We start from the raw sequence: 21,429 nt of genomic DNA on the forward strand, positions 1-21,429 counted from the left end.
AACACGCTCCAGCACCGGTGCTGATCCCGTCCTGGCCGAGCAGGGGTTTCCCCTGCTCAGCTCAGCAACCAGGCCACGTCGCGCACCAGCGCGTGCCGCCAGCCCACCCGGTCGTGCCCCGACGGCGACCGGTTCACCCGCACCGCCGCACCCGCCTGCGCCGCGAGCTCCTCCACGACCGAGCAGTGCCGGTGCGTCCGAGGCTCGTGCTCGCCGACGTCGAACGCCACCCGCAACCCCGACAGGTCCGGCAGGGCGCTCAGGCGTTCGGCGGTGTCCCCACCGGCGGGCCCGTCCAGGGACAGGCCCCGGTCCGGCAGGTCGCGCGTCCACCAGAACGACCCCGACTGGCACGCCACCCGCGTCACGAGGTCCGGGAAGTCGAGCGCCGCCCGGAAAGCGCTGAGACCGCCCAGGCTCTGCCCGGCGACCACGAACCGCGAGAGGTCGACCGCCACGCCGTTGCTCGCCAGCAGCGGCAGCAGCTCGTCCCGGATCGCCTGCCACAGCTCGGGTGAGCTGTACTCGGCGGCGCGATCACGGGGCGTGGGGAGGAAGACCAGCGTCGCCGGCGGCATCTCGCCGTTCTCCACCGCGGACTCGAAGGCGGCGAGAGCGGGGTGTGCGTACATCCAGTCGTCGCCGTCGAGCAGCAGCACGACCGGTTCGCCGCCCTGGTGCACGCGCACCGTCTTGCGCCCCAACGCGCCTGTCCACCGGATGCGCAGCGACGGCACGTCCAGCACCTCGTCGGGTCCGACGACGGGCCAGTGCGGCTGCGGCTCGAGGTCCGGGGTCGTGAAGATCGACCGGTTCGGGCCCGCTCCGGCCGGGTTCGACGGGTCGGCGTGCTCCTCGCCGTCGGCGTCGGCGAAGTGGTACGTCACGCGCAGCCGGGGTGGCATCTCGACCTCGGCGGCGAAGAGGTCGCCTTCCTCGTGCCGCAGCTCGACCGGGGCCAGCACGTCCTCGAACCGGAGCTCCGCGGGCCCTCCGCGCCACTCGAACCTCGTCATCGGGCCACCGCCAGCTGGTAGGAGGAGTCGCGGCCGAGCAGTTCGCGGTGCGTGCCCTCGGACGTCACCGTGCCGCCGTCGAGGACGATCACGCGGTCGGCGGCGTCGAGCAGCGCGGGGCTGCTCGTGAGCACGATCGTCGTGCGGCCGCGGCGCAGCTCGGCGAGGTTGCGGGCGATGAGCTGCTCGGTCACCGCGTCGACGGCCGTGGTCGGGTCGTGCAGCACCAGGATCTCCGGGTTCGCGGCCAGGGCGCGGGCCAGGGACAGGCGCTGGCGCTGGCCGCCGGACAGGTTCGCGCCGCGGTCGCGGACGGCGTAGTCGAGGCCTTCGGAGTGCAGCGCCACCACGTCGGTCAGCATCGCGGCGGACACCGCCTCCTCCACCGACGTGCTGGTGCCGGACGGGTCGACGTTCTCGCGCAGGGTGCCCGCGAACACCTCGTGGTGCGACGGGTTCACCAGCAGGTGGGTGCGCAGGCTCTCGATCGACAGCGACGCGACGTCGTGCTTGCCCACCCGCACGACGCCCTCGTACGACGACGGCGGCACGTCGGCGGACAGCACCGACGCCAGCTCGGCCGCGGCCTGCGGCTGGTAGGCCGCGACCGCCACGAACTCACCGGGCTCGACCGAGAACGTCAAGTCCCGCAACGTCCCGTGGGTGACCGACGAGAGCTCGAGGCCGCTGTCCGGGTCCGGTTCCTCGACGCCCGGCGTCATGCGGGCCGGCGCCGCCAGCACCAGCGCCATCCGTTCCGCCGACGCCCGCGCGATCATCACGTACTTGGGCATCTCGGAGAACAGCTTCAGCGGCTCGATCAGGAACTGCGCGAGCCCGACGACCATCACGAGCTCGCCGATCGTGATGTCGCCCCGGAACGTCAGCAAGCCCGCCCACAGCGTGACCGCCGCCGCCAGCACCGAGTTCAGCGCCAGCGACAGACCGGCGTAGACGCCGTTCACGCGCGCCACGACGATCGACTGCTCCTTGGCCTCGGTGCTCACCTTCCGGTACGCCTGGAAGGCCGCGTAGCTGCCGCCGAAACCGTGCAGCGGCCGCAGACCCGCGATCAGGTCGGACACCTTGGCCCCGGCCCGCGCGACCTTCGCCTGCTGCACCTGCGTGTTCGAGCCGATCCGCCGGGACATGACGCCCAGCACGCCCAGGATCCCCACCGTGCCGGCGAAGACCAGCACGCCGAGCGGCACGCTGATGACCGCCAGCACGACACCGGTGATCACCACCGAGACCAGCGAGCTGATCAGCAGCGGCACCACCTCGATGATGTCCGCCGTCTGGTCGGCGTCCTCGGTGGCGACGGTGAGGACCTCGCCGGACTTCAGGTCGATCTCGCGGGCGACCGGCCGCAGGCCGCGGTCGGCGACCGCGACCCGCCACCGGTGCGCCTCCGTGGTGTTCGCCTTCTGCAGGATGCGCATGCCGAACCGCCACGAGTACGACACCGTCGCCATGACGAGCCCGAGCGCCAGCAGCGCGAGGCCGAGCGAGCTGAGCCGGCCGCCGCGCAGCGCGTACTCGACGATCACGCCGAGCAGGATCGGCACGGCGGTCTCGGCTGCCTGGTAGGACCCCATCAGCAGGGTCCCGGCCGTCATGGCGCCGCGGTTGCGGCGCAGGGCGATCCGCAGGATCTCCCTGCCGGTGCGGACTTCAGTGTTCGTCAACGTGGCGCGCAATCGCTTCGGGGGTGGAGAGGGACAGCAGGTCCCGGATGGTGACGACGGGGCCGAACTCGCGGCGCAGCAGACCGATGAGGCGCACGGCGAGCATCGAGTGCCCGCCCAACTCGGTGAAACCGCTCGCCATGCCCACCTCGTCCTCGTCGAGGTCGAGCGCCTCCGCGAACATCTCGCGGACGAGCGTCTCGGTCTCGGTCAGTTCCCGGTCCTCGGCCTTGGTCATCAGCGTGCCGAGCGGGCGGGCCTCGGGCAAGGCCGACGTGTCCGCCTTGCCGTTGACCGTGAGCGGGATCGCGTCCACCGCGGCGTAGTGCGTCGGCCGCAGGTAGTCCGGCATGCCCGCGCCGACCTCGGCGGCGATCGGCGGGATGTCCGCCCCGTCGGCCAGGACCAGGTAGGCCGCGAGCCGGTAGGCGCCGTCGACCTGCGGGTCGGCCTGTGCGACGGCGGCGACGAACCGGACGTCCGGGTGCGCGGCGAACCGCGCCTCGACCTCGCCCAGCTCGACGCGGTGGCCGCGGATCTTGACCTGCTTGTCGGTTCGCCCGAGGTAGAGCAGGTTGCCGTCGGAGCGCCGGATCACGAGGTCGCCCGTCCGGTACATCCGCTGGCCGGGGACCCACGGGCACGCCACGAATCGTTCCGCGGACTGCCCAGGCTGGCCGAGGTAGCCGCGCGCGATGCCCACACCGCTCACGTACAGCTCGCCCGCGACCCCGTCCGGCACGTGCCGCAGCCACGGGTCGAGGACGTGGACATCGGTGTTGTCGATCGCCACGCCGACCACCGGGTCGACGCAGTCGAACGTGCCGACGCCGAGCGTGTTGATCGTGTACTCCGTCGGCCCGTAGAGGTTGTAGCCGACCACGCCGGGGGTGTCGGCGAGCAGCTGCCACAGCGCCGGCGTGACCGCCTCACCGCCCAGCAGCACCAGCGCCGGCTTGTGCTCGCCACCGAGCAGCCCCTCGGCCACCAGTTGCTGCGCGTAGGTCGGCGTCACGTTGACGACGTCGATCTCGTGCTCCAGGCAGTACTCGACCAGCCCGGTGGCGTCGCGGCGCAGCTCCTCGTCGCAGATGTGCACCTCGTGGCCGTCGGCGAGCCAGAGCAGCTCCTCCCACGACATGTCGAAGGCGAACGACACGGTGTGCGCGATCCGGAACGTCCGGTGCCCGTGCTCGGCCAGCACCGGCTCGAAGATCCGCCGCTGGTGGTTCACCAGCATGTTGGTCAGGCCCGCGTACTCGGTCACCACGCCCTTGGGCTTGCCGGTCGAGCCGGACGTGTAGATCGTGTAGGCCGCGTGCCGGAGCCGGTTCGGGTTCTCCGGTTCGAACGTGGTCACCGGCTCGGCGTCCGGCCACGGCTCGTCGAGCACGAACACCTCGCCGGAGATCCTGGGCGCCACCGCGGTGGTCGTGATGACCAGCGACGGCCGTGCGTCGTCGATGATCGCGGCGATCCGCTCGTCCGGGTGGTCCAGCTCCAGCGGCACGTACGCCGCGCCGCAGCGCAGGATGCCGAACAGCGCGACGACCCAGTCCAGCGACCGCGGCACCGCGATGGCGACCGACGTCTCGACGCCCACGCCCTTGTCGCGCAGCACTCCGGCCAGGTGACGGCTGCGGTCCCTGAGCTGCGCGAAGGTCATCGTCGCGCCGTGCGCCACGAGAGCGACCCGGTCGGGGTTGCGGTCGGCGGCCTGGTCGAACAGGTCGACGACCGTGAGGGTGCCGAAGTCGTTGGCGGGGTTGAGGACCGGCTGCGGACCGGTGCCCGCGATCGCGCCCAGCGGCCCGTCGGCGGTGAGGTCCCGCAGGATCCGCAGGTACTCGTCGAACAGGCGCTCGGCCCGCGCGGGGGCGGTGACCTCCGGCCGGTACTCGAGCTTGACCGTCAGCCGGCGGCCCGGCGTCACGACCCAGGTGAACGGGTAGTGCGTGGAGTCCTCCGACTCGTGGCCGACGATGCCGTTGGCGCGGTTGAGCTCGTCGAACGTGCTGTCGTCCAGGAAGTTCTGCAGCACGAACAGGGTGTCGAAGAGCTGGTCGTGGCCGCTGGCCCGCTGGATCTCGCCCAGCCCGACGTGCTCGTGCTCCATCGCGTCGACCCGCGACGCCTGCACGCTCGCGAGGAACTCGGGCACGGTGTCGTGCGGACGGGCGGACACGCGCATCGGCACGGTGTTGAGCAGCACGCCGACGATGTCCTCGGTGCCTTCCTCCTCGCGCCCGGAGACCGTGACGCCGAAGACCGCGTCACCCCGTCCGGTCTCGCTGCCGAGCAGCACCCCGAGAGCACCCGTGACGACGGAGTTCAGCGTGACGCCGTGCCTGCCGGCCGTCTTGCGCACGAGGTCGGAGTCCTCTTCGGACAACGTGCGCACGATCTTCGTCGGCAGTGAGTCCGAAGTGGACCCGTCGCTGAGCAGCGTCGGGCCCGGCAGGTCCGCGAGGTACCCCGCCCAGAACCGTTCCGCGGCCTGCTGGTCCTTGGCCGCGAGCGCGCGGCAGTGGTTCTCGAAGCTCGGCGCCGGCGTGGTGTCGGGCCGGTCGCCGTTCAGCAGCGCCCGGTAGGCGCCGAACAGGTCGCGCAGCACGATCTCGCGCGACCACCCGTCCCACAGCAGCAGGTGGTAGCTGAACAGCAACGCGTCCGTGCCGTCCGGCAGCCGCAGCACGGTGAGCCGCACGAGCGGAGGCCGTTCGAGGTCGAAGCCCCGGGCGCGGTCCTCGGTCCGCATCGCCTCGACGGTGTCGTGGTTCAGGACGTCGACCACGCGCACCTCCGCCTCGCCGCCGGGCGTGATGACCTGGACCGGCGTGCCGTCCTCGTCCGCGAACCCGGCACCCACGACGGGGTGCTTGGCGATGACGTGCCGCACGGCCTTCGCCAGGGCGTCGGTGTCGAGCCGCCGGTCGAACGCGAAGTAGCTCTGCGCGACGTAATGGCCGGCGTTGCTGCTGAGGGCCTGGAAGTACAGACCCCGCTGCAACGGCGACAACGGCGCGGTGCGGGTAGTCGTGACCGAGGTGTCCGCGATCCGTTCGAGCGCCAGCAGCCACCGCGCCGCGATCTCGTCCGACACGTCCTCGGAGAGCGCGAACGTGGCTTTGAGGCTCCCGCTCGTCGTGTCGGCCCAGCAGTTCACCTCGACCGCGTACGGGCTCGGCTGGGAACCCGTGTCGAGGTGCAGGGCCTGCGACTCGCTGCCGCGCCCGAGGTAGTTGAACAGCACCTGCGGCCGCGGCAGCGCGGCCAGCACCGGCGCGGTCTGCGGGTTGAGGTACCGCAACCGCCCGAACCCGACGTGCCGCTCCTCGTCCGGCTGCCGCGCCGTGAGCTCCCGCGCGGCCTCGATCGGGTCGGTGTGCGGGCTGAGCTTCACCGGCGCGATGGAGGTGAACCAGCCGACCGTGCGCGTGTAGTCGTGGTGGTCCAGAACCGGCACACGGCCGTGGCGTTCGAGCTCGACCACGAGGTCCGTCGGCGTGCCCTGGATTTCGGTCAGCGCGGTGCGCAGCGCGCCGCACAGCAACTCCGTCAGGCCGAGGCCGAGGGCCTGCGGAGCGGTGCGCACCACCCGGTCGGTGATGTCGGCCGAGAGGGTGACGGTGACTTCGCGCTGGACGCCGATCTCCGGGGTCAGCGGCGGGGTGTCGAGCACCTCGACCCAGTGGCGCAGGTCGGCGCCGGACTGCGCCTGGAGGGTCAGGGCGCTCGCGTAGGCGCTGAACGGGGTGGTGGTCGGTGCGAGGTCTTCGCCCCGCACGGCCGCGGCGATGTCGTCGAGGAGGATCAGCCAGGAGACGGCGTCCACGGCGAGGTGGTGGACGACGACGACCAGGGTCTTCGAGTCTTCCAGCCAGGTGAAGGCGGTCAGGACGCCGGACTCGGGGTCGAGGCGGCGGGCTGCCCGGCCGGCGGCGGTGTCGAGGTCTCCGGTGGCGGTGACGACCGACCCCGCCCGCGCGTCCGGATCGATGCTCAACGACCACACGCCGTGCTCGACCGTAAGCCGCATCCGCAGCGCCGCGTGCGTCTTCACCACCGCCCGCGCGGCCCGTTCGGCGTCGGCGAGGCTCGCGCACGGCAGGTGCCGCGCCTGTGCGAACAACCGGAGGTCCCCGCCCAGCTCCCGCTGCCGCAGCACGATCGGCGTCGGCACCACGGCCCCGTCCGCGACCTCGGGGACGGCGGTCACCGGAACAGGCGCGGCAGCCGGGGCGACGGCGGCGGCCAGAGCGCGCGGAGTCTTGTGCAGGAACAGATCGCGCGGCGCGAGCCGCACCCCGGCCGCACGCGCCCTGTTCACCACGCCGATCGCGATGATGCTGTCCCCGCCGGCCACGAAGAAGTCCGTGTCCGCGTCGACCGGCACCCCGGGCAGCACGTCGGCGAAGATGCCGACCAGCGAGTCCAGCGCAGGCGAAGCGACCGGCACCGCGGCCGGTTCGTCCGCGACCCGGGCCCGCTGTTCCAGGGCCTTGCGGTCCAGCTTCCCGTTCACCGTCAGCGGCAGCGCGGGAAGCGGGAGGAACCGCTGCGGCACCATGTGCGCGGGCAGCTTCGACGAGAGCACAGCCGCAACGTCGGAAGCAGGTGACCCTACGACGTGCGCGACGAGGTGGTCGAGGGTGTCCGCCACGGTCACGGCCACGTCGACGACACCGGGGACGGCGCGCAGGGCCGACTCGACCTCGCCGAGCTCGATGCGGAAGCCCTTGAGCTGCACCTGGTCGTCGGCGCGGCCGACGAACTCCAGCGAGCCGTCCAGCGCGCGCCGGGCCAGGTCGCCCGAGCTGTACATGCGCGAGCCGTCGCCCGCGAACGGGTCCGCCACGAAACGCGCCGACGTCAGCGACGGCTTGTCGTGGTAGCCCTGCGACAGCTGCGGGCCGGACACGTAGATCGCGCCGACCTGGCCGGGGGCGACCGGGCGCAGCGACGGGTCCAGCAGGTACGTGCGCAGGCCCGGGACGGGGCCGCCGATCGGGCTGACCTCGCGGCCGGACGTGAAGTCCGCCGGCTCCAGCACGCGGTGCGTCACGTGGACCGTGGTCTCGGTGATGCCGTACATGTTCACGAGCTCGGGCCGCGAGGTGCCGTAGCGCTCGACCCAGCCGGAGATGCGCGACAGCTCCAGCGCCTCACCGCCGAAGATCACGCGGCGCAGCGCGGTCAGCGGCTCGCCGAGCCTGTCCGCCTCGACGAACTGGTAGAACGCCGACGGCGTCTGGTTGAGCACGGTGACCCCGCGCGCACGGACCAGGGCGTGGAAGTCGACGGGGGAGCGGGTCAGGGCGTGGTCCGGCACGAGCAGCTCGCCGCCGTGGACCAGGGCGCCCCACAGCTCCCAGACCGCGAAGTCGAACGAGTACGAGTGGAACTGCGTCCACACGTCGTCCGGGCCGAAGCCCATGTCGGGCTGGGTGTTCGCGAGCAGCGCCACGACGTTGGCGTGTGACACGACAACGCCCTTGGGCTTGCCGGTCGAGCCGGACGTGTAGATCACGTACGCCGGGGTGCGCCAGTCGAACGAAGGCAGCGGCGCGTCTCCCGGGACCTCCTCGCCGTGCACCAGCACCCGTGCCGCCACACCGGCCTCCGCGAGCAGCCGCTCGAAGCGCTCCCGGTGCTCGGCCTCGACCAGCACGACCTGCGGTGCCGAGTCGGCGAGGACGTACCGCAGGCGCTCGTCCGGGTACGCGAGGTCCAACGGCACGTAGGCGCCGCCGGCCGACACGATGCCGACCAGCGCGACGACCTGCTCCAGCGAACGCCCGATGGCGACCGCGACCCGGTCGTGCGGTCCGACCCCGGCGTTGACCAGGGTCCGGGCGAGCCGGTTCTTGGCGTCGGCCAGCATCCCGTACGACAGGCCCTCGGCACTGCCGTCGAGGTGGCACGTCGTCACGGCCCGCGCGGACGGGTCGCGCGAAGCCGCCGCGTCGAACAGCTCCGCCAGCGTGGCCGGTTCGACCTCGGCCGCGGCCCGCGCCGTGCCGAAGGACGGCGCGGGAACGCTTTCCCCGTGCAGCAACGAGTTCAGCGTGTCCGAGAACGCCTGCACGATCGCACGGGCACCCTCGCCGCGCACGACGGTCGTGTCGTGGATCAGGTTGAAGCGCAGCCCGCCGTCCAGCGACCGCTCGACCACCAGCGTCAGCGGGTAGTGCGAGGCGCCCTCGTTGACGATCTCCTCGATCGTGAACGGCCCCTTCAGCGCGGTCACGTCCGTGGCGACGTCGAACACCACGAGCGTGTCGAACGCCCCGCCGTGCTCGGCCAGCCGCCCGATGCGGGTCAGCGACACGTGCTGGTGCGGCAGCACCGCGGTCTGGTGGTCGCGCACCGACTCCAGCAACGACCGCGCGGTCGACGACGCGGACCACCCGACGCGCACGGGGACGGTGTTGATGAACAGGCCGACCATCTCGTCGATGCCCGGCACGTCGGCGTCGCGCCCGGACACCGTCGACCCGAACACGACGTCCCGGCTGCCCAGCAGCGCGCCCAGCGTCACGCCCCAGGCGCTGTGCACGGCGGCACTCAGCGGCACACCGGCGGCTCGCGCCGCGGCGTCCAGGTCCGGGGCCGCGTCGACCACCATGTCGGCGAACGACTCCGACGCCGTGTGCCCCTCCGCCACGAACGACGGCGAGGTGAGCCCGGCGAGCTCCGACGCCCAGACCCGGTCGCTCTCGTCGGCGTCGGCGTCGGCCAGCCAGCGCACGTAGTCGGCGTAGCTGCCGCGCACGTGCACCGAACCCGGGGTGTCGTACTCGGCCAGCAGCGCGCGCAGCATCGGCGGCACCGACCAGCCGTCCGCGATGATGTGGTGCACGGTCTGGACCAGCACGAACCGCTGCGGTGCCGTGCGGATCAGCGTGTAGCGCATCAACGGACCGGTCGCGAGGTCGAACCCGGCGACGCGGTCGCGTTCGGCGTACTCCCGGATCTCCTCCTCGGTCATGCCCTGACCGTCCACAGTGGAGAACTCTGGTCGGACACCGGACTCCAGCACCGACACGACCCGGCCGTCGGCGAGACCGGTGAAGCGGGCGGCGAGGTTCGGGAACAGCTCCAGCACGCGGGTCGCGGCCGCTTCGAGCCTGCGGGCGTCCACGGCGCCGGTCAGGGTCAGCAGCTGCTGCTCGACGTACCGGTGCGCCGACTCGCCGTCGAAGATCGAGTGGAAGTAGAGGCCCTCCTGCAACGGCGTCAGCGGCAGGACGTCCCGCAGCGCGGGGGAGTCCAGCGCGTCGACGTCGGCCTGCGTGAGCGGCACCAGGTCGAAGTCGCTGGGGGAGTGGCCGCCCTCGCTCAGCGCCGCCAGACCCTCCAGCGCCTCGACGAAGTACGAGCCGATCTTCTCGGTGTCGGCGTCGGTGAACACCCCGGACGGCCACGAGATCACCGTGACCAGCTCCAGTTCGCCGTCGGCGCCGGGCTCGGCGGAGGCGTTGAACTCCAGGGCGCGCGGCAGCCGCATCGCCGGGTCGCGCTTCTCACCGAGCTGGCCCGCGTTCTCCGCGAGCTGCCAGTCGCCGGTGGTGCCGCCGCCGAACCGGCCCAGGTAGTTGAACAGCACCTGCGGCCGCGGGGCATCGAAGTCGTGGCGTCCCAAGTACCTCAGCGCCCCGTACGAGACGCCGTTGCTCGGCACCCGTGCGAGGTCCTCCTTGACCCGCTTCAACGCCGAGCCCAGGTCGTCGACGTCGACGGGGTCCACCGTCACGGGGAACAGCGTCGTGAACCAGCCGACCGTGCGGGACAGATCGGGGTCGAGCGGCACGAACCGGCCTTCGCGGCCGTGCCCCTCCAGCTCGACGTGCGCGAAGGTCTGGTCCTGCCCGTTGTCGCGCCGCCACTTCGCCAGCGCGACCGCCAGACCGGTCAGCAGCACGTCGTTGACCCTGGCGTGGAACAGTGCGGGCACGTCGCCCAGCAGGGCGGCGGTGGACTGGGACCCGACCGTCACCGTGCGGACCCGTTCGCCCGCGACGACATCATCGTCGGTCAGCTCGCGGCGGCCGAGCAGCCGGTCCTCACCCGGCAGGGGCCGCCGGTAGTACTCGCGGTCCGCCTCGAAGCCCGCCTGCTCCAGCAGTTGGGTCCAGCGCCGGAACGACGTGCCGACCGGCCGCAGCTCGACCGGGGCACCGGAGGAGACCTGCTGCCAGGCCAGCGCGAGGTCGTCGAACAGGATGCGCCACGAGACGCCGTCGACCACGACGTGGTGGATCACGATCACGAGCTGCCGGGCCCCGGACCGCCACACCGCGCGCAGCATGACGCCCGCGTCGGGGTCCAGTTCCCGGGTCGCCGCGGCGACGCACTCCTCCAGCGGCGCGGTGCTCTCCTCCCACAGCGCCCGCCCGTCCTGCGGGATGTCGAACGACCAGCGCTCGCCGCGGACCAGCTTGGCGCGCAACATGTCGTGCCGCTCGACCAGGGCGTTGAGGATCTGCGTCAGGGCGTCGGCGGTCAGCGCTTCGGGCGTGTTCAGCACGACCGACTGCACGAACCCGTCGATCGCGTCAGTGGTCTCGCCGAGCCACTGGACGATCGGCAACCCCGCCACCGGCCCGGTGGGGACGTCGTCGTGGTCGACCGCGGAAGCGCCGTCCCGCGACGCGACGGCGGCCAGCGCGCGAGGCGTGCGGTGGACGAAGATCTGGGTGGCCGTGACGAAGACGCCCTCGGCCCGCAGCGCGGACAGCAGCGAGATCGCGAGGATGCTGTCGCCGCCCAGCTCGAAGAAGTCCTGGTCGGCGCCGACCTGCTCGACCCGCAGCACCGACGCGGCGGCGGAGCAGATCGCGGCCTCGACGTCGTTCTCGGCCGCGGTCACCGGACCGGTCTCGACCGCCGGCTCCGGCAGCGCGCGGCGGTCGAGCTTCCCGTTGGGCGTCAACGGGAACTCGCTCATCACCACGATGTGCGCCGGCACCATGTACTCGACGAGGTTCTCGGTCGCCCACTGCTTCACGGCGTCCGCGGTCAGCTCGTCGTCCGACGGGACGACGTAGCCGACGAGGTAGTTGCCCCCGGCCGAGTTCTTCCTGACCACGACGCACGTGTGGCGCACCCGCGGGTGCTCGGCCAGGGCGACCTCGACGTCCTCCAGTTCGAGCCGCATGCCGCGGATCTTGACCTGGTTGTCGACGCGGCCGAGGAAGTCGAGCGACCCGTCCGGGGCGAACCGCGCCAGGTCGCCGGTCCGGTAGAGGCGCGACCCGTCGGAGGCGAACGGGTTCGCGACGAACCGCGACGCCGTCAGGCCCGGTGCGTTCACGTAACCGCGCCCCAGCAGGAAACCACCGATGTAGAGCTCCCCGCCGACGCCGACGGGGCACGGCCGCAGCTCGTCGTCGAGCACGTACAGGTCGGTGTTCGGGTTCGCCTTGCCGATGGACGTCGACAACCGCTCGGCCTCGCCGCGGTAGATCACGTGCGAGACGCCGATCGTGGCCTCCGCGGGGCCGTAACCGTGGTACATCGGGATGTCGAGCTGCGTGCGGAACCGGTCGTACAGCTCGGGCGTGAGCACCTCGCCGCCGCACCACACGTGCCGCAGGCTGGAGAGCTCCCCGTCGCCCGCGATGTTCAGCAGCACGTCCAGCATCGACGACACCAGGTACACGAACGTCACGCGGTGGCGGGCGATCGTGTGCAGCAGGTGGTGCGGGTCGCGCTCGCCGCCGGACCGCACGACGACGGTCCGCCCGCCGCACACCAGCGGCAGGAAGACCTCGTTGACCGAGATGTCGAACGACAGCGGCGCCTTGAACAGCGAGGCGTCGGAGTGTCCGAAGTGGAGGATCTGGTCCACCTGCCACAGCAGGCGTTCGCTGATGGCCTCGTGCCGGATCATCGCGCCCTTGGGGCGGCCGGTCGAGCCGGAGGTGAACATGACGTACGCGAGCTGTGCGCCCTTGACCGAGATGTCCGCGGGCTCACCGGAGTAGCCGGAGAAGTCCCACTGCGCGAGGTCGACCGCGACGGCGGGAGGCTCGCCCTCCTGGCCGGTGCCGAGGAGCAGCACCACCCGGGCGTCGGTGATCACGGACTCGCGGCGCGACGCCGGCCACTGCGGGTCGAGCGGCACGAAAGCGCCCCCGGCCTGCAGCACGGCCAGCAGGCTGATCACCATCTCGGCCGAGCGGTCCAGCGAGATGCCGACGACCTGCTCGGTGGTCAGACCGCGCTCGAGCAGGTGGCGGGCGAGCTGGTTGGACAGGGCCAGCGCCTCGCCGTAGGTCACCGCCCGGTCGCCGTCGTTGATCGCGACGGCGTCGGGGCGCTGCCGGGCCTGTTCGCGGAACAGCTCGACGACGGACGGCCGGTCGCGCGGGAACTCGTTGTCGTTCCAGCGGGCCAGGTCCGCGAGCCGCTCCTGCGCGGTCTGCGAGGTCAGGGTGCCGATGGCGCGGTGGGGGAACTCCGCGAGGTCGTCGAGCACCCGTTGCGCCTCGGCGGCGTCCACGCCGTCCGGGAGCGGGATCGTCCAGCCGTCCGGGGTCTCCGCGACGTCGGACCGCTGCCCCTTGTCGGCCCACACGAGCAGGTCGCCGAACGGCGTGGCGGGGGTGAGCTCGAAGCCGTCGACCCGGAACGCCGGGTCGGCCCAGTGGTGCAGCGCGACGGCGGTCGCGATGGCGATGGTCCGCTGCGGGTACTCACCCGCCCGGCGCCGAACGGAGGCGATCCGGGCGGTCGGAAGAAGTACGTCACGCTCGGCCATCTGTTCCATCGACGACTCAGCCATCCCTTCACGATCGGTGAAGGTAGCCTAACCTAAGTAGTTGCGGTTCCGAATCGCCAAGCGGCCCAAAGTGCCGCGTAACGCCCGTCACGCGCCACAAGTTCTTCGTGCGTGCCGTACTCCAGAACGCGTCCCGCGTCGAGGACGGCGACGCGGTCGGCGGCGATCGCCTGGGTCAGGCGGTGCGCGACCAGGAGCGTGGTGCGGCCGCGGCAGGCCGCGAGCGCCGCCCGTTCCAGCGCGGCGGCACCCTGGCTGCCCGCCTCGGCCGTCGACTCGTCCAGCACGACGACGGGGGAGCGGCCGAGCACGAGCCGGGCCAGCGCGATCTGGGCGACCTTGGTGACGTCGAGGCGTTCACCGCCCTCGCCGACATCGGTCCGCAGCCCCCGGGGCAGCGCCGAGACCCACGTGTCCGCGCCGACGGTCCGCAGCGCGTCCATCAGTTCGTCGTCGGTCGCGTCGGGAGCGGCCAGCCGCAGGTCCTCGGCGAGCGGGCCGGCGAAGACGTGGGCCTCCTGGGTCAGGATGCTGACCAGCGCGCGGGCCCCCGCCTCGTCGAGATCGGCGAGGTTCGAGTCGCCGATGTGCACGGATCCGGTCAACGGCGTGCCGGTGCCCGCGACGAGCGCGGCCAGCGTCGTCTTGCCCGCTCCCGTGGCGCCGACGAGTGCGAGCGACGTCCCGGCGGGGATCTCGAGGTCGACGTCCCGCAGCACGTCGTGCTCGGATTCGGGGTAGCGGAAGGAAAGCCCGCGCACCGACACCGGCAGGGGCCGGGCGTCCGCGTCGACGGCCACCGCGCTGCGCACGAGGTCGTCGCCGTCGGACTCGGAGAGCACACCGACCAGGCGCGTCAGACCGGCGCCGGACTTCTGCGCCTCGTCGAAGAACGCCATGATCAGGCCGAGCGGCACGAAGAGCTTGTGGAACAGCAGAGCCGCGACGGACACCTGGCCGAGCGAGGACTGCCCGTTCGTCACCAGGAGGTAGCCGACGACGAGGATCAGGCCGAGTCCGATGAACTCCGCGCGGTTCTCCCGGCCGATGAACCGCCCGAAGAACCGGAAGACCTCGATGCCGATGTTGCGCACCCGCCACGATTCGGCGGTCACCTTGTCCCGGAACGCTTCCTCCAGGCGATAAGCCCGCACGGTCGCGATTCCGTCGAGGCCGCTGATCAACGCCTGGGCGCGGTCGGCCTGGGCTTCGGAACGGGCGCGGTAGAGCGGTTGCGAGCGGGGCAGGTACCAGCGCAGCGCGAACCAGTAGGCGGGCAGCGCGCAGGCGCCCGCGAGGCCGAGCCGCCAGTCGAGGCCGAACATGCCGGCCGTGGCGATGACGACCAGCACGGCCGCGGAGAAGATCGTCGGGATCGCCGTGCGGAAGCCCTTGGAGATGACGGCGACGTCGTCACCGACGCGCGAGAGCACGTCGCCGCGGCCGACCTCCTCGATCCGCGCGCTCGGCATCCCGAGCACGGCGCGGACGGCGCCTTCCCTCAGGCGTGCCAGCATCTCCGCGCCCACGCGGCCGACGAGGTAGGTCGAGACCGCGGTCATGACCGCGCCGGCCAGCGCCGACACGACCGTCGCGACGCCGATCGTCCAGAGGATCGACGCGTCACGCCCGCCGACGACACCGTCGACCACGGTGCCCAGCAGGAAGACGGGGACGATCTGCAGCACCGCGCCCACCACCGTCGCCACCGCGGTGGCGATCGGCAGGGCGGGGGCGGAGCGGCAGTGGTCGAGGATCCACCGGGAGGCCTCCCGCCCGGACGCCGTGCGCAGGATCTTCGACGGCGCCGCGGACAGGGTTGTGCTCACGGGGTTCCTCTCGTGGTGCCGGGGTGGGTCAGCCGGCGGACTTGGCGGCCTTGACCAGCTCGTCCACCGCGTACGGCATGGACGCGAGGGTCGCCTGCGAGATCGCGGCACCGACGGCGGGGCCCTCGCTGTCGAGGATCCAGTGGACCTTGCCGGCCTTGACCGCGGGCAGGTTGTTGAACAGCTCGAAGCCCTTGAGCGACTTCTGGTCCGCCTCGTCCGCGATCACGAAGATGCGGTCGACGTTCATCACGTCGATGCGCTCCGGGGACAGCGACACGTAGAACTTGCCGGCCGCGAGCTCGTCGACCTTCGTGTTGCCCTTGAAGCCGATGCCGGTGACGACCTGGCCGCGCACGTCGGTCGTCGCGAACGGCGCGACGGCGTCCTTGTACCAGGAGGTCACGACCGCGGTCTCGTTCGCCCACGCCGGGTTGGCCTTCTTGGCGTCGGCGATCTTGTCGTCGATCGCCTTGATGGCCTTGGCGCCCTCGTCGCCCTTGCCGACCGCCTTGGCGACCTGCAGCGCGTTGTCCTGCCACTTGGCGGAGAAGGGCTCCTTCTCCGCCTTGGTGCGGCCGACGGTCGGCGCGATCTTGCTGAGCTTGTCGTACCAGGCCTGGTCGGCCTCGGAGTAGACCGCGACGATCAGGTCGGGGCGCAGCTGCGCGATCTTCTCGTAGTTCGGCTCGGTGTCACCGTTCTTCATGATGACCTCGGGCGTGGTCGAACCCCACTTGTCCTTCACCCAGGGCCACTGCGTGTTGATGTCGGGCTTCTTGCCCTCGGGGTTCGGGTACTGGTCGACCATGCCGACCGGGACCACGCCGAGCGCGAGCAGCGTCTGGTCGTCGGTGTAGCCGAGGGAGACGACGCGCTTGGGCGCTTCCTTGATCTCCGTCGTGCCGAAGAAGTGCTCGACCTTGGTCGGGAACGTGCCACCGGAGGCGTTGCCCGTGCCGTTCGTCGTCTCAGGCGTGGAAGAACCGCACCCGGCGAGGACGCTGGCACCGACCACCGCGGCCGCGGCCACTGCGGTCAGTCGCTTCCAGGTCATGGTCGTTCTCTGGCCCATTCGGCACCTCGTTCTTCGCTGCCCACGCGGCGGGGAAATTAGGACAGCCGAACCTTATCACCCGGTTAGGGCAGGCTAACCAAGGTTTTGGTCACTCTTCGGTACCACGTGGGTCCGGCCGATCGGCACGATCAACGGCCGCTCGCTGACGGGGTCGTCGATCACTCTCGCCTGCAGCCCGAACGTGTCCAGCAGCAGTTCGCTCGTGATCACCTCGCTCGGATGTCCCTGCGCGACGATCGACCCCGACTTCATCACGATCAGGTTGTCGCTGTAGCGAACGGCCAGGTTCAGGTCGTGCAGCACCATCACGACCGTGCAGCCGCCCTCGTGCAGGTCGTCGACCAGGTCGATCACGTCGATCGCGTGCGCGAGGTCGAGGTAGGTCGTGGGTTCGTCCAGCAGCAGCAGATCGGTGCCCTGGGCGAGCGTCATGGAGATCCACACCCGCTGCCGCTGCCCGCCCGAGAGCGAGTCGACGGGCCGGTGCGCCAGGTCGGCCACCCCGGTCATCCGCAGCGCCTCGGCGACCACGTCCGCGTCGTCGCTCGACCACTGCCGCACCCAGCTCTGGTGCGGGTGGCGCCCGCGCGCGACCAGGTCGGCGACCGTGAGCCCCTCCGGCGCGATCGGCATCTGCGGGAGCAGACCCATCCGCTTCGCGACGTCCTTGGTCTTGAGCCGCGCGATGTCGTGGCCGTCGAGCAGCACCGTGCCCTGGCGCGGTTTGAGCAACCTCGACAGCGTCCGCAGCAGCGTCGACTTGCCGCAGCCGTTGGGCCCGATGACCGTCGTGATCACCCCGGTCGGGATGGTGACGTCGAGGTTGTCGAGCACGACCCGGTCGGCGTACCCGACCGTGACGCCCTCGGCGCCCAAGCGGGCGGCATCGTTGCGCAGCGCGGTCATAGGGCAACCTTACTTAATGCAGGCTTGCCTCAGGCGGCGCGCTTCACGTTCGCGCGCACCAGGAGGTAGACGAGGAACGGCCCGCCGATGATCGCGGTGACGATGCCGACGGGCAGGTCGTTGGGCAGCACGACCCTGGCGATCAGGTCCGAGCCGATCAGCAACAAAGCGCCGAACACCCCGGACGCGAGCAGCGGCGGCACGGGGGAGCGCACCAGCCGCATGGCGATCTGCGGCGCCACCAGTGCCACGAACGGCACCGGGCCCGCCGCCGACACCGCGACGCCGGCCAGCAGCACCGCGCACAGCAGGAGGACCGCGCGCACGGCGCCGTAGCGGACCCCGAGACCGGCGGCCACGTCGTCACCGAAGTGCATGGGCCGCAACTGGAACGACACCACCACGACCACCAGGACCAGCGCCGCGGTGACCCACAGCGTCGTCCAGACCTCGTTCCACGACCGCGAGTCGAGCGAGCCGACGAGCCACGCCTGCGCGCGGGCGACGTCGCGGATGTCCGCGAGCGCCAGCAGCCACGTCGTGACCGCCTGCATCGCCGCGCTGACCGAAACGCCGATGAGGATGAGCCGGAACCCGTCGATGCCCCTCCTCCACGCGAGGAAGTAGACGAGCAACGCGGTCAGCAGTCCGCCGGTGAGCGCCGCCGCGGGCAGGCCGATCGCGCTGGACACCGCCGCCCCGCCGCTCGCCGTCACGACGAAGACCGCCGTGGCGCTGGCGCCGAAGGTGATGCCGAGGACGTCGGGACTCGCCAGGGCGTTGCGCGCGATCGACTGCGTGAGCGCGCCGGAGATCCCGAGCGCGAGGCCGACGACCAGGCCGACGAGCGCACGCGGCATCCGCAGGTCCATGATCACGAACTCGTCGACCCGCTCGCCCTGCCCGATCAGCGTCCTGAACACCGCGGGCAGCTCGATCGTGAAGTCGCCGACCGCGATCGACACGCAGAACACCAGGAACGTCGCCACGGCCAGGACGAGCGTGACGAGCACGACCCACGGCCGCCAGACCCAGGACCAGCCGCCGACGCGGACACCGGGGTGCATCCGAGTGCTCATGCCTGCCTGAACTTCCCGAGCCAGACCAGCGCCGCGAAGAACGGGGCGCCGATCACGGCGATGACGATGCCCGCCTGGAGTTCGGCGGGACGCACGACGAGCCGTCCGACGACGTCTCCCAGCAACAGCACGACCGAGCCGAGCAGGCCGGCGTACGGCACCATCCAGCGGTAGTCCGGCCCGGTGATCCACCGGGCGACGTGCGCGACCATCAGCCCGAGGAACGCGATCGGCCCGCACGCCGCCGTCGCCGCTCCGGCGAGCAGCGTGACGGCCACGACGCCGACGGTCCGCCCCGCCAGGACGTTCACGCCGAGGCCGCGCGCGACGTCGTCACCGAGGTTGAGCAGGTTGAGCGCGGGGAGGTTGACCAGCGCCAGCACGATCCCGACGGCGATGAACGCCGAGGCCGTCCCGATGACGTCGTACCCGACGCCCTGCACCGACCCCGCGTTCCAGAACCGCAGCACGTCGAGCGACTGCGTGTTGCCCAGCGCCACCGCGGTGGTCATGGCGGCGAGGAAGATCGTGACGCCCTGACCCGCGAGCACGAGCGTCAGCGGGTTGCCCGCACCCCGGCCGAGGCTCGACAACCCGAACACGACCACCCCGGCCGCCGCCGCGCCGAGCAGGGCGAACCACAGGTACTGGACGGGGCTCCGCAGGCCGAACAGGGCGATCGAGAGGACCACCGCGAACGACGCCCCGGAGTTGACGCCGAGCAGCCCGGTGTCCGCGATCGGGTTGCGGGTGTGACCCTGGATCACCGCGCCGGCCATGCCGAGCGCGAGCCCGGCCACGATCGCGAGCACCGTCCGCGGGACGCGCAGCGTGTGCACGATCAACGTGATCTCGGTGAGCTGCTGGTCGGTGCCGGGGTCGCCGAACAGCCCCTGCCACACCTCGGCCGGCGTGAGCGACCGGGCGCCGATCACGAGCGACAGCACGGCCACGGCGGCGAGCCCCGCGACCAGGAGTGCCAGGCCGAGGAGCCGCCTGCGCTGGGGGCTGCGCCCCGGTGGTGCGGACTGCGGTCCGCGTTGCTCCACGACCATGCTCACGACGGGCAACGTTAGCTTCCGCCGCTCGGCTGACCCAGGGCACCCTTACCTAACCGACTCCGCCGGCTCGTGCGGAGGGGTCGCCGGCGTGGGCCGTGCCGGGGGACAGGTGGCCGCCGAGACGGTGATCGGGCCCCGCGCGGCGTCGGCGGGTGCGCCGCCACCCGTCGCCCCACCGGCCTGCCGGTGACCGTGCGGGTGTGGCCGGACCGCCCGCCCCACGAGGTGGAGTCGACGGTCCGGGCCACGACGCGACCGACGTGCCCACTCGGGGGATCAGCTCGGAGCCCGTTGACCACCCCGGTCGATCACGCCCTGAGCCGGCGCGTGAGCCACTCCCGGATGTCGTGGCGTGCCGCGCGCGCCATGCCCGTCTCGCGGTTGGTGAAGCCGTGCAACGACTCCGGGTAGACCCGCAGGTCGGCCTCGCCGCCCGCCGCCCACACGCGGGCGGCCATCGCCAGGTTGTCCTCCAGCAGCACGTCGAGCTCGCCCACGACCATCAGCAGCGGGGGAAGGCCGCGCAGGTCGCCGTAGACCGGGGAGATGTCCGGCAGCGTGCGGTCGGGCGCGTGTCCCGCGTAGGCCTCGAGGAAGAACTCGTCGGCGATCCGCCGGCCCGCCGGGGTCAGGCCGCTCAGGTCGTACGTGCCGAACTGCAGTGCGGCCCCGGAGAAGCGGTCGCCCAGGCCGCGGTCCTTCAGGCGCAGCAACGTCGTCATGGCGAGGGTGGCGCCCGCCGAGAAGCCGCCGATGACGAACCGGTTCGTGCCGAAGCGGTCCTTTTCGAGGAGCCACAACGCCGCGGTTTCGCAGTCGTCGGGCGCGGCGGGCCACGGGTTCTCCGGGGCGAGCCGGTGGTCGACCCCCACCACGACCACCCCGAGGGAGTCCGCGAGCCGTTGGTTCCGTTCGCCGTCCTGTGCCGTCGGTCCCAGGTAGAAGCCGCCGCCGTGGAAGTTCAGGTACACGCCGCGCGGTGCGGTGCCGGTGGGGGAGCAGACCCTGATCGGCACCCGCCGCCCGCCGGCCTCGACCACCCTCGCTCCCGGAGGCGCCTGGGACCTGATCGCCCGCAACTCGTCGAGGGTCCTCGGTCCCCGTCTGGTTCCCCGCGCCGCGTTCAAGGCCCGCGACTCTTCGGCGAACCCGGCGAGTTTCGGGTCGACGAATCCGGCCAAATTCCTGCGATTTCCTGCTGTCACTCGTTGTGTCCTTGTGATCTCTGAGAGTTATCGGTACGGTTAATGGTCTGGGAGCGTTCCCAATCCGCCGCCGCCGTTCGATCATCCCAGAATGGAGGGCTCGTTCATGCGCACGCGCGGCACCTTTGGATCACTCACCAGAAGGCGTGGCCTCGTCACGCTGATCATCGGCGTGCTGCTGTGCACGTTCGTCTGGGCGCCACCGGCTTCGGCGCACGGCACGATCGCCAGTCCTGCCACCCGCGCCTACCAGTGCTGGCAGACCTGGGGCAGCCAGCACACCAACCCGGCGATGCAGCAGCAGGACCCCATGTGCTGGCAGGCCTTCCAGGCCAACGCCGACACCATGTGGAACTGGATGAGCGCGCTGCGCGACGGGCTGCGCGGGAACTTCCAGGGGTCCACTCCGGACGGACAGCTCTGCAGCAACGCCCTGGCCCGCAACAACGCGCTGAACACGCCGGGCCGGTGGAAGACCACCAACCTTGGCAGCAACTTCACGATGCACCTGCACGACCAGGCCAGCCACGGCGCTGACTACTTCCGGGTCTACGTCAGCAAGAACGGCTTCGACCCGACCACGCAGCGCCTCGGCTGGGGCAACCTGGACCTCGTCACGCAGACCGGCAGGTTCGCGCCTGCCAAGGACATCAGGTTCAACGTCCAGACCAACGGCTCCTACCGCGGTCACCACATCGTCTTCACCATCTGGCAGGCCTCGCACCTCGACCAGACCTACATGTGGTGCAGTGACGTGAACTTCGGCTAGGCGTCCGGTCCG

General features: G+C 71.6%; 10 protein-coding genes. 1 reads left to right on the forward strand and 9 read right to left on the reverse strand.

What is annotated here, in order from left to right; genetic code table 11:
* Positions 1-56: 56 nt before the first annotated feature.
* From BLQ91_RS08440 to BLQ91_RS08480, 9 genes are all read right to left on the reverse strand, one after another.
* Positions 57-1,016 (reverse strand): alpha/beta hydrolase-fold protein, encoded by a 960-nt coding sequence (locus BLQ91_RS08440; RefSeq protein ID WP_090096193.1) that lies wholly within the window; start codon positions 1,014-1,016, stop codon positions 57-59.
* Positions 1,013-2,704, reverse strand: a complete 1,692-nt coding sequence (locus BLQ91_RS08445; protein WP_218130183.1) for an ABC transporter ATP-binding protein — start codon at positions 2,702-2,704, stop codon at positions 1,013-1,015. The genes BLQ91_RS08440 and BLQ91_RS08445 overlap by 4 nt, the downstream gene beginning before the upstream one ends.
* Positions 2,691-13,493: a non-ribosomal peptide synthetase gene (locus BLQ91_RS43310; RefSeq protein WP_218130184.1), complete on the reverse strand. Its 10,803-nt coding sequence runs from the start codon at positions 13,491-13,493 to the stop codon at positions 2,691-2,693. The genes BLQ91_RS08445 and BLQ91_RS43310 overlap by 14 nt, the downstream gene beginning before the upstream one ends.
* A 29-nt stretch (positions 13,494-13,522) precedes the next feature.
* Positions 13,523-15,319, reverse strand: a complete 1,797-nt coding sequence (locus tag BLQ91_RS08455; protein ID WP_090096194.1) for an ABC transporter ATP-binding protein — start codon at positions 15,317-15,319, stop codon at positions 13,523-13,525.
* A gap of 28 nt (positions 15,320-15,347) precedes the next feature.
* Positions 15,348-16,376 (reverse strand): iron-siderophore ABC transporter substrate-binding protein, encoded by a 1,029-nt coding sequence (locus tag BLQ91_RS08460; protein WP_218130185.1) that lies wholly within the window; start codon positions 16,374-16,376, stop codon positions 15,348-15,350.
* A gap of 93 nt (positions 16,377-16,469) precedes the next feature.
* Positions 16,470-17,303, reverse strand: a complete 834-nt coding sequence (locus BLQ91_RS08465; protein WP_090096196.1) for an ABC transporter ATP-binding protein — start codon at positions 17,301-17,303, stop codon at positions 16,470-16,472.
* A gap of 29 nt (positions 17,304-17,332) precedes the next feature.
* Positions 17,333-18,382, reverse strand: a complete 1,050-nt coding sequence (locus BLQ91_RS08470) for a FecCD family ABC transporter permease (protein ID WP_090096197.1) — start codon at positions 18,380-18,382, stop codon at positions 17,333-17,335.
* Positions 18,379-19,437, reverse strand: coding sequence for a FecCD family ABC transporter permease (locus tag BLQ91_RS08475; RefSeq protein ID WP_090096198.1), 1,059 nt, complete (start codon positions 19,435-19,437; stop codon positions 18,379-18,381). Before BLQ91_RS08475 ends, BLQ91_RS08470 begins: the two co-directional genes overlap by 4 nt.
* A gap of 314 nt (positions 19,438-19,751) precedes the next feature.
* Positions 19,752-20,648: an alpha/beta hydrolase gene (locus tag BLQ91_RS08480; RefSeq protein WP_245733277.1), complete on the reverse strand. Its 897-nt coding sequence runs from the start codon at positions 20,646-20,648 to the stop codon at positions 19,752-19,754.
* 91 nt (positions 20,649-20,739) lie between these two features.
* On the opposite strand from BLQ91_RS08480, the gene BLQ91_RS08485 reads away from it, so the two are divergent.
* Positions 20,740-21,417 carry a lytic polysaccharide monooxygenase auxiliary activity family 9 protein gene (locus BLQ91_RS08485; RefSeq protein ID WP_245733278.1) on the forward strand — a complete coding sequence of 226 codons (678 nt, stop codon included), beginning with the start codon at positions 20,740-20,742 and terminating at the stop codon, positions 21,415-21,417.
* Positions 21,418-21,429 lie beyond the last annotated feature (12 nt).

This window comes from Lentzea jiangxiensis, assembly GCF_900104175.1.
Taxonomy (GTDB): Bacteria; Actinomycetota; Actinomycetes; order Mycobacteriales; family Pseudonocardiaceae; genus Lentzea; species Lentzea jiangxiensis.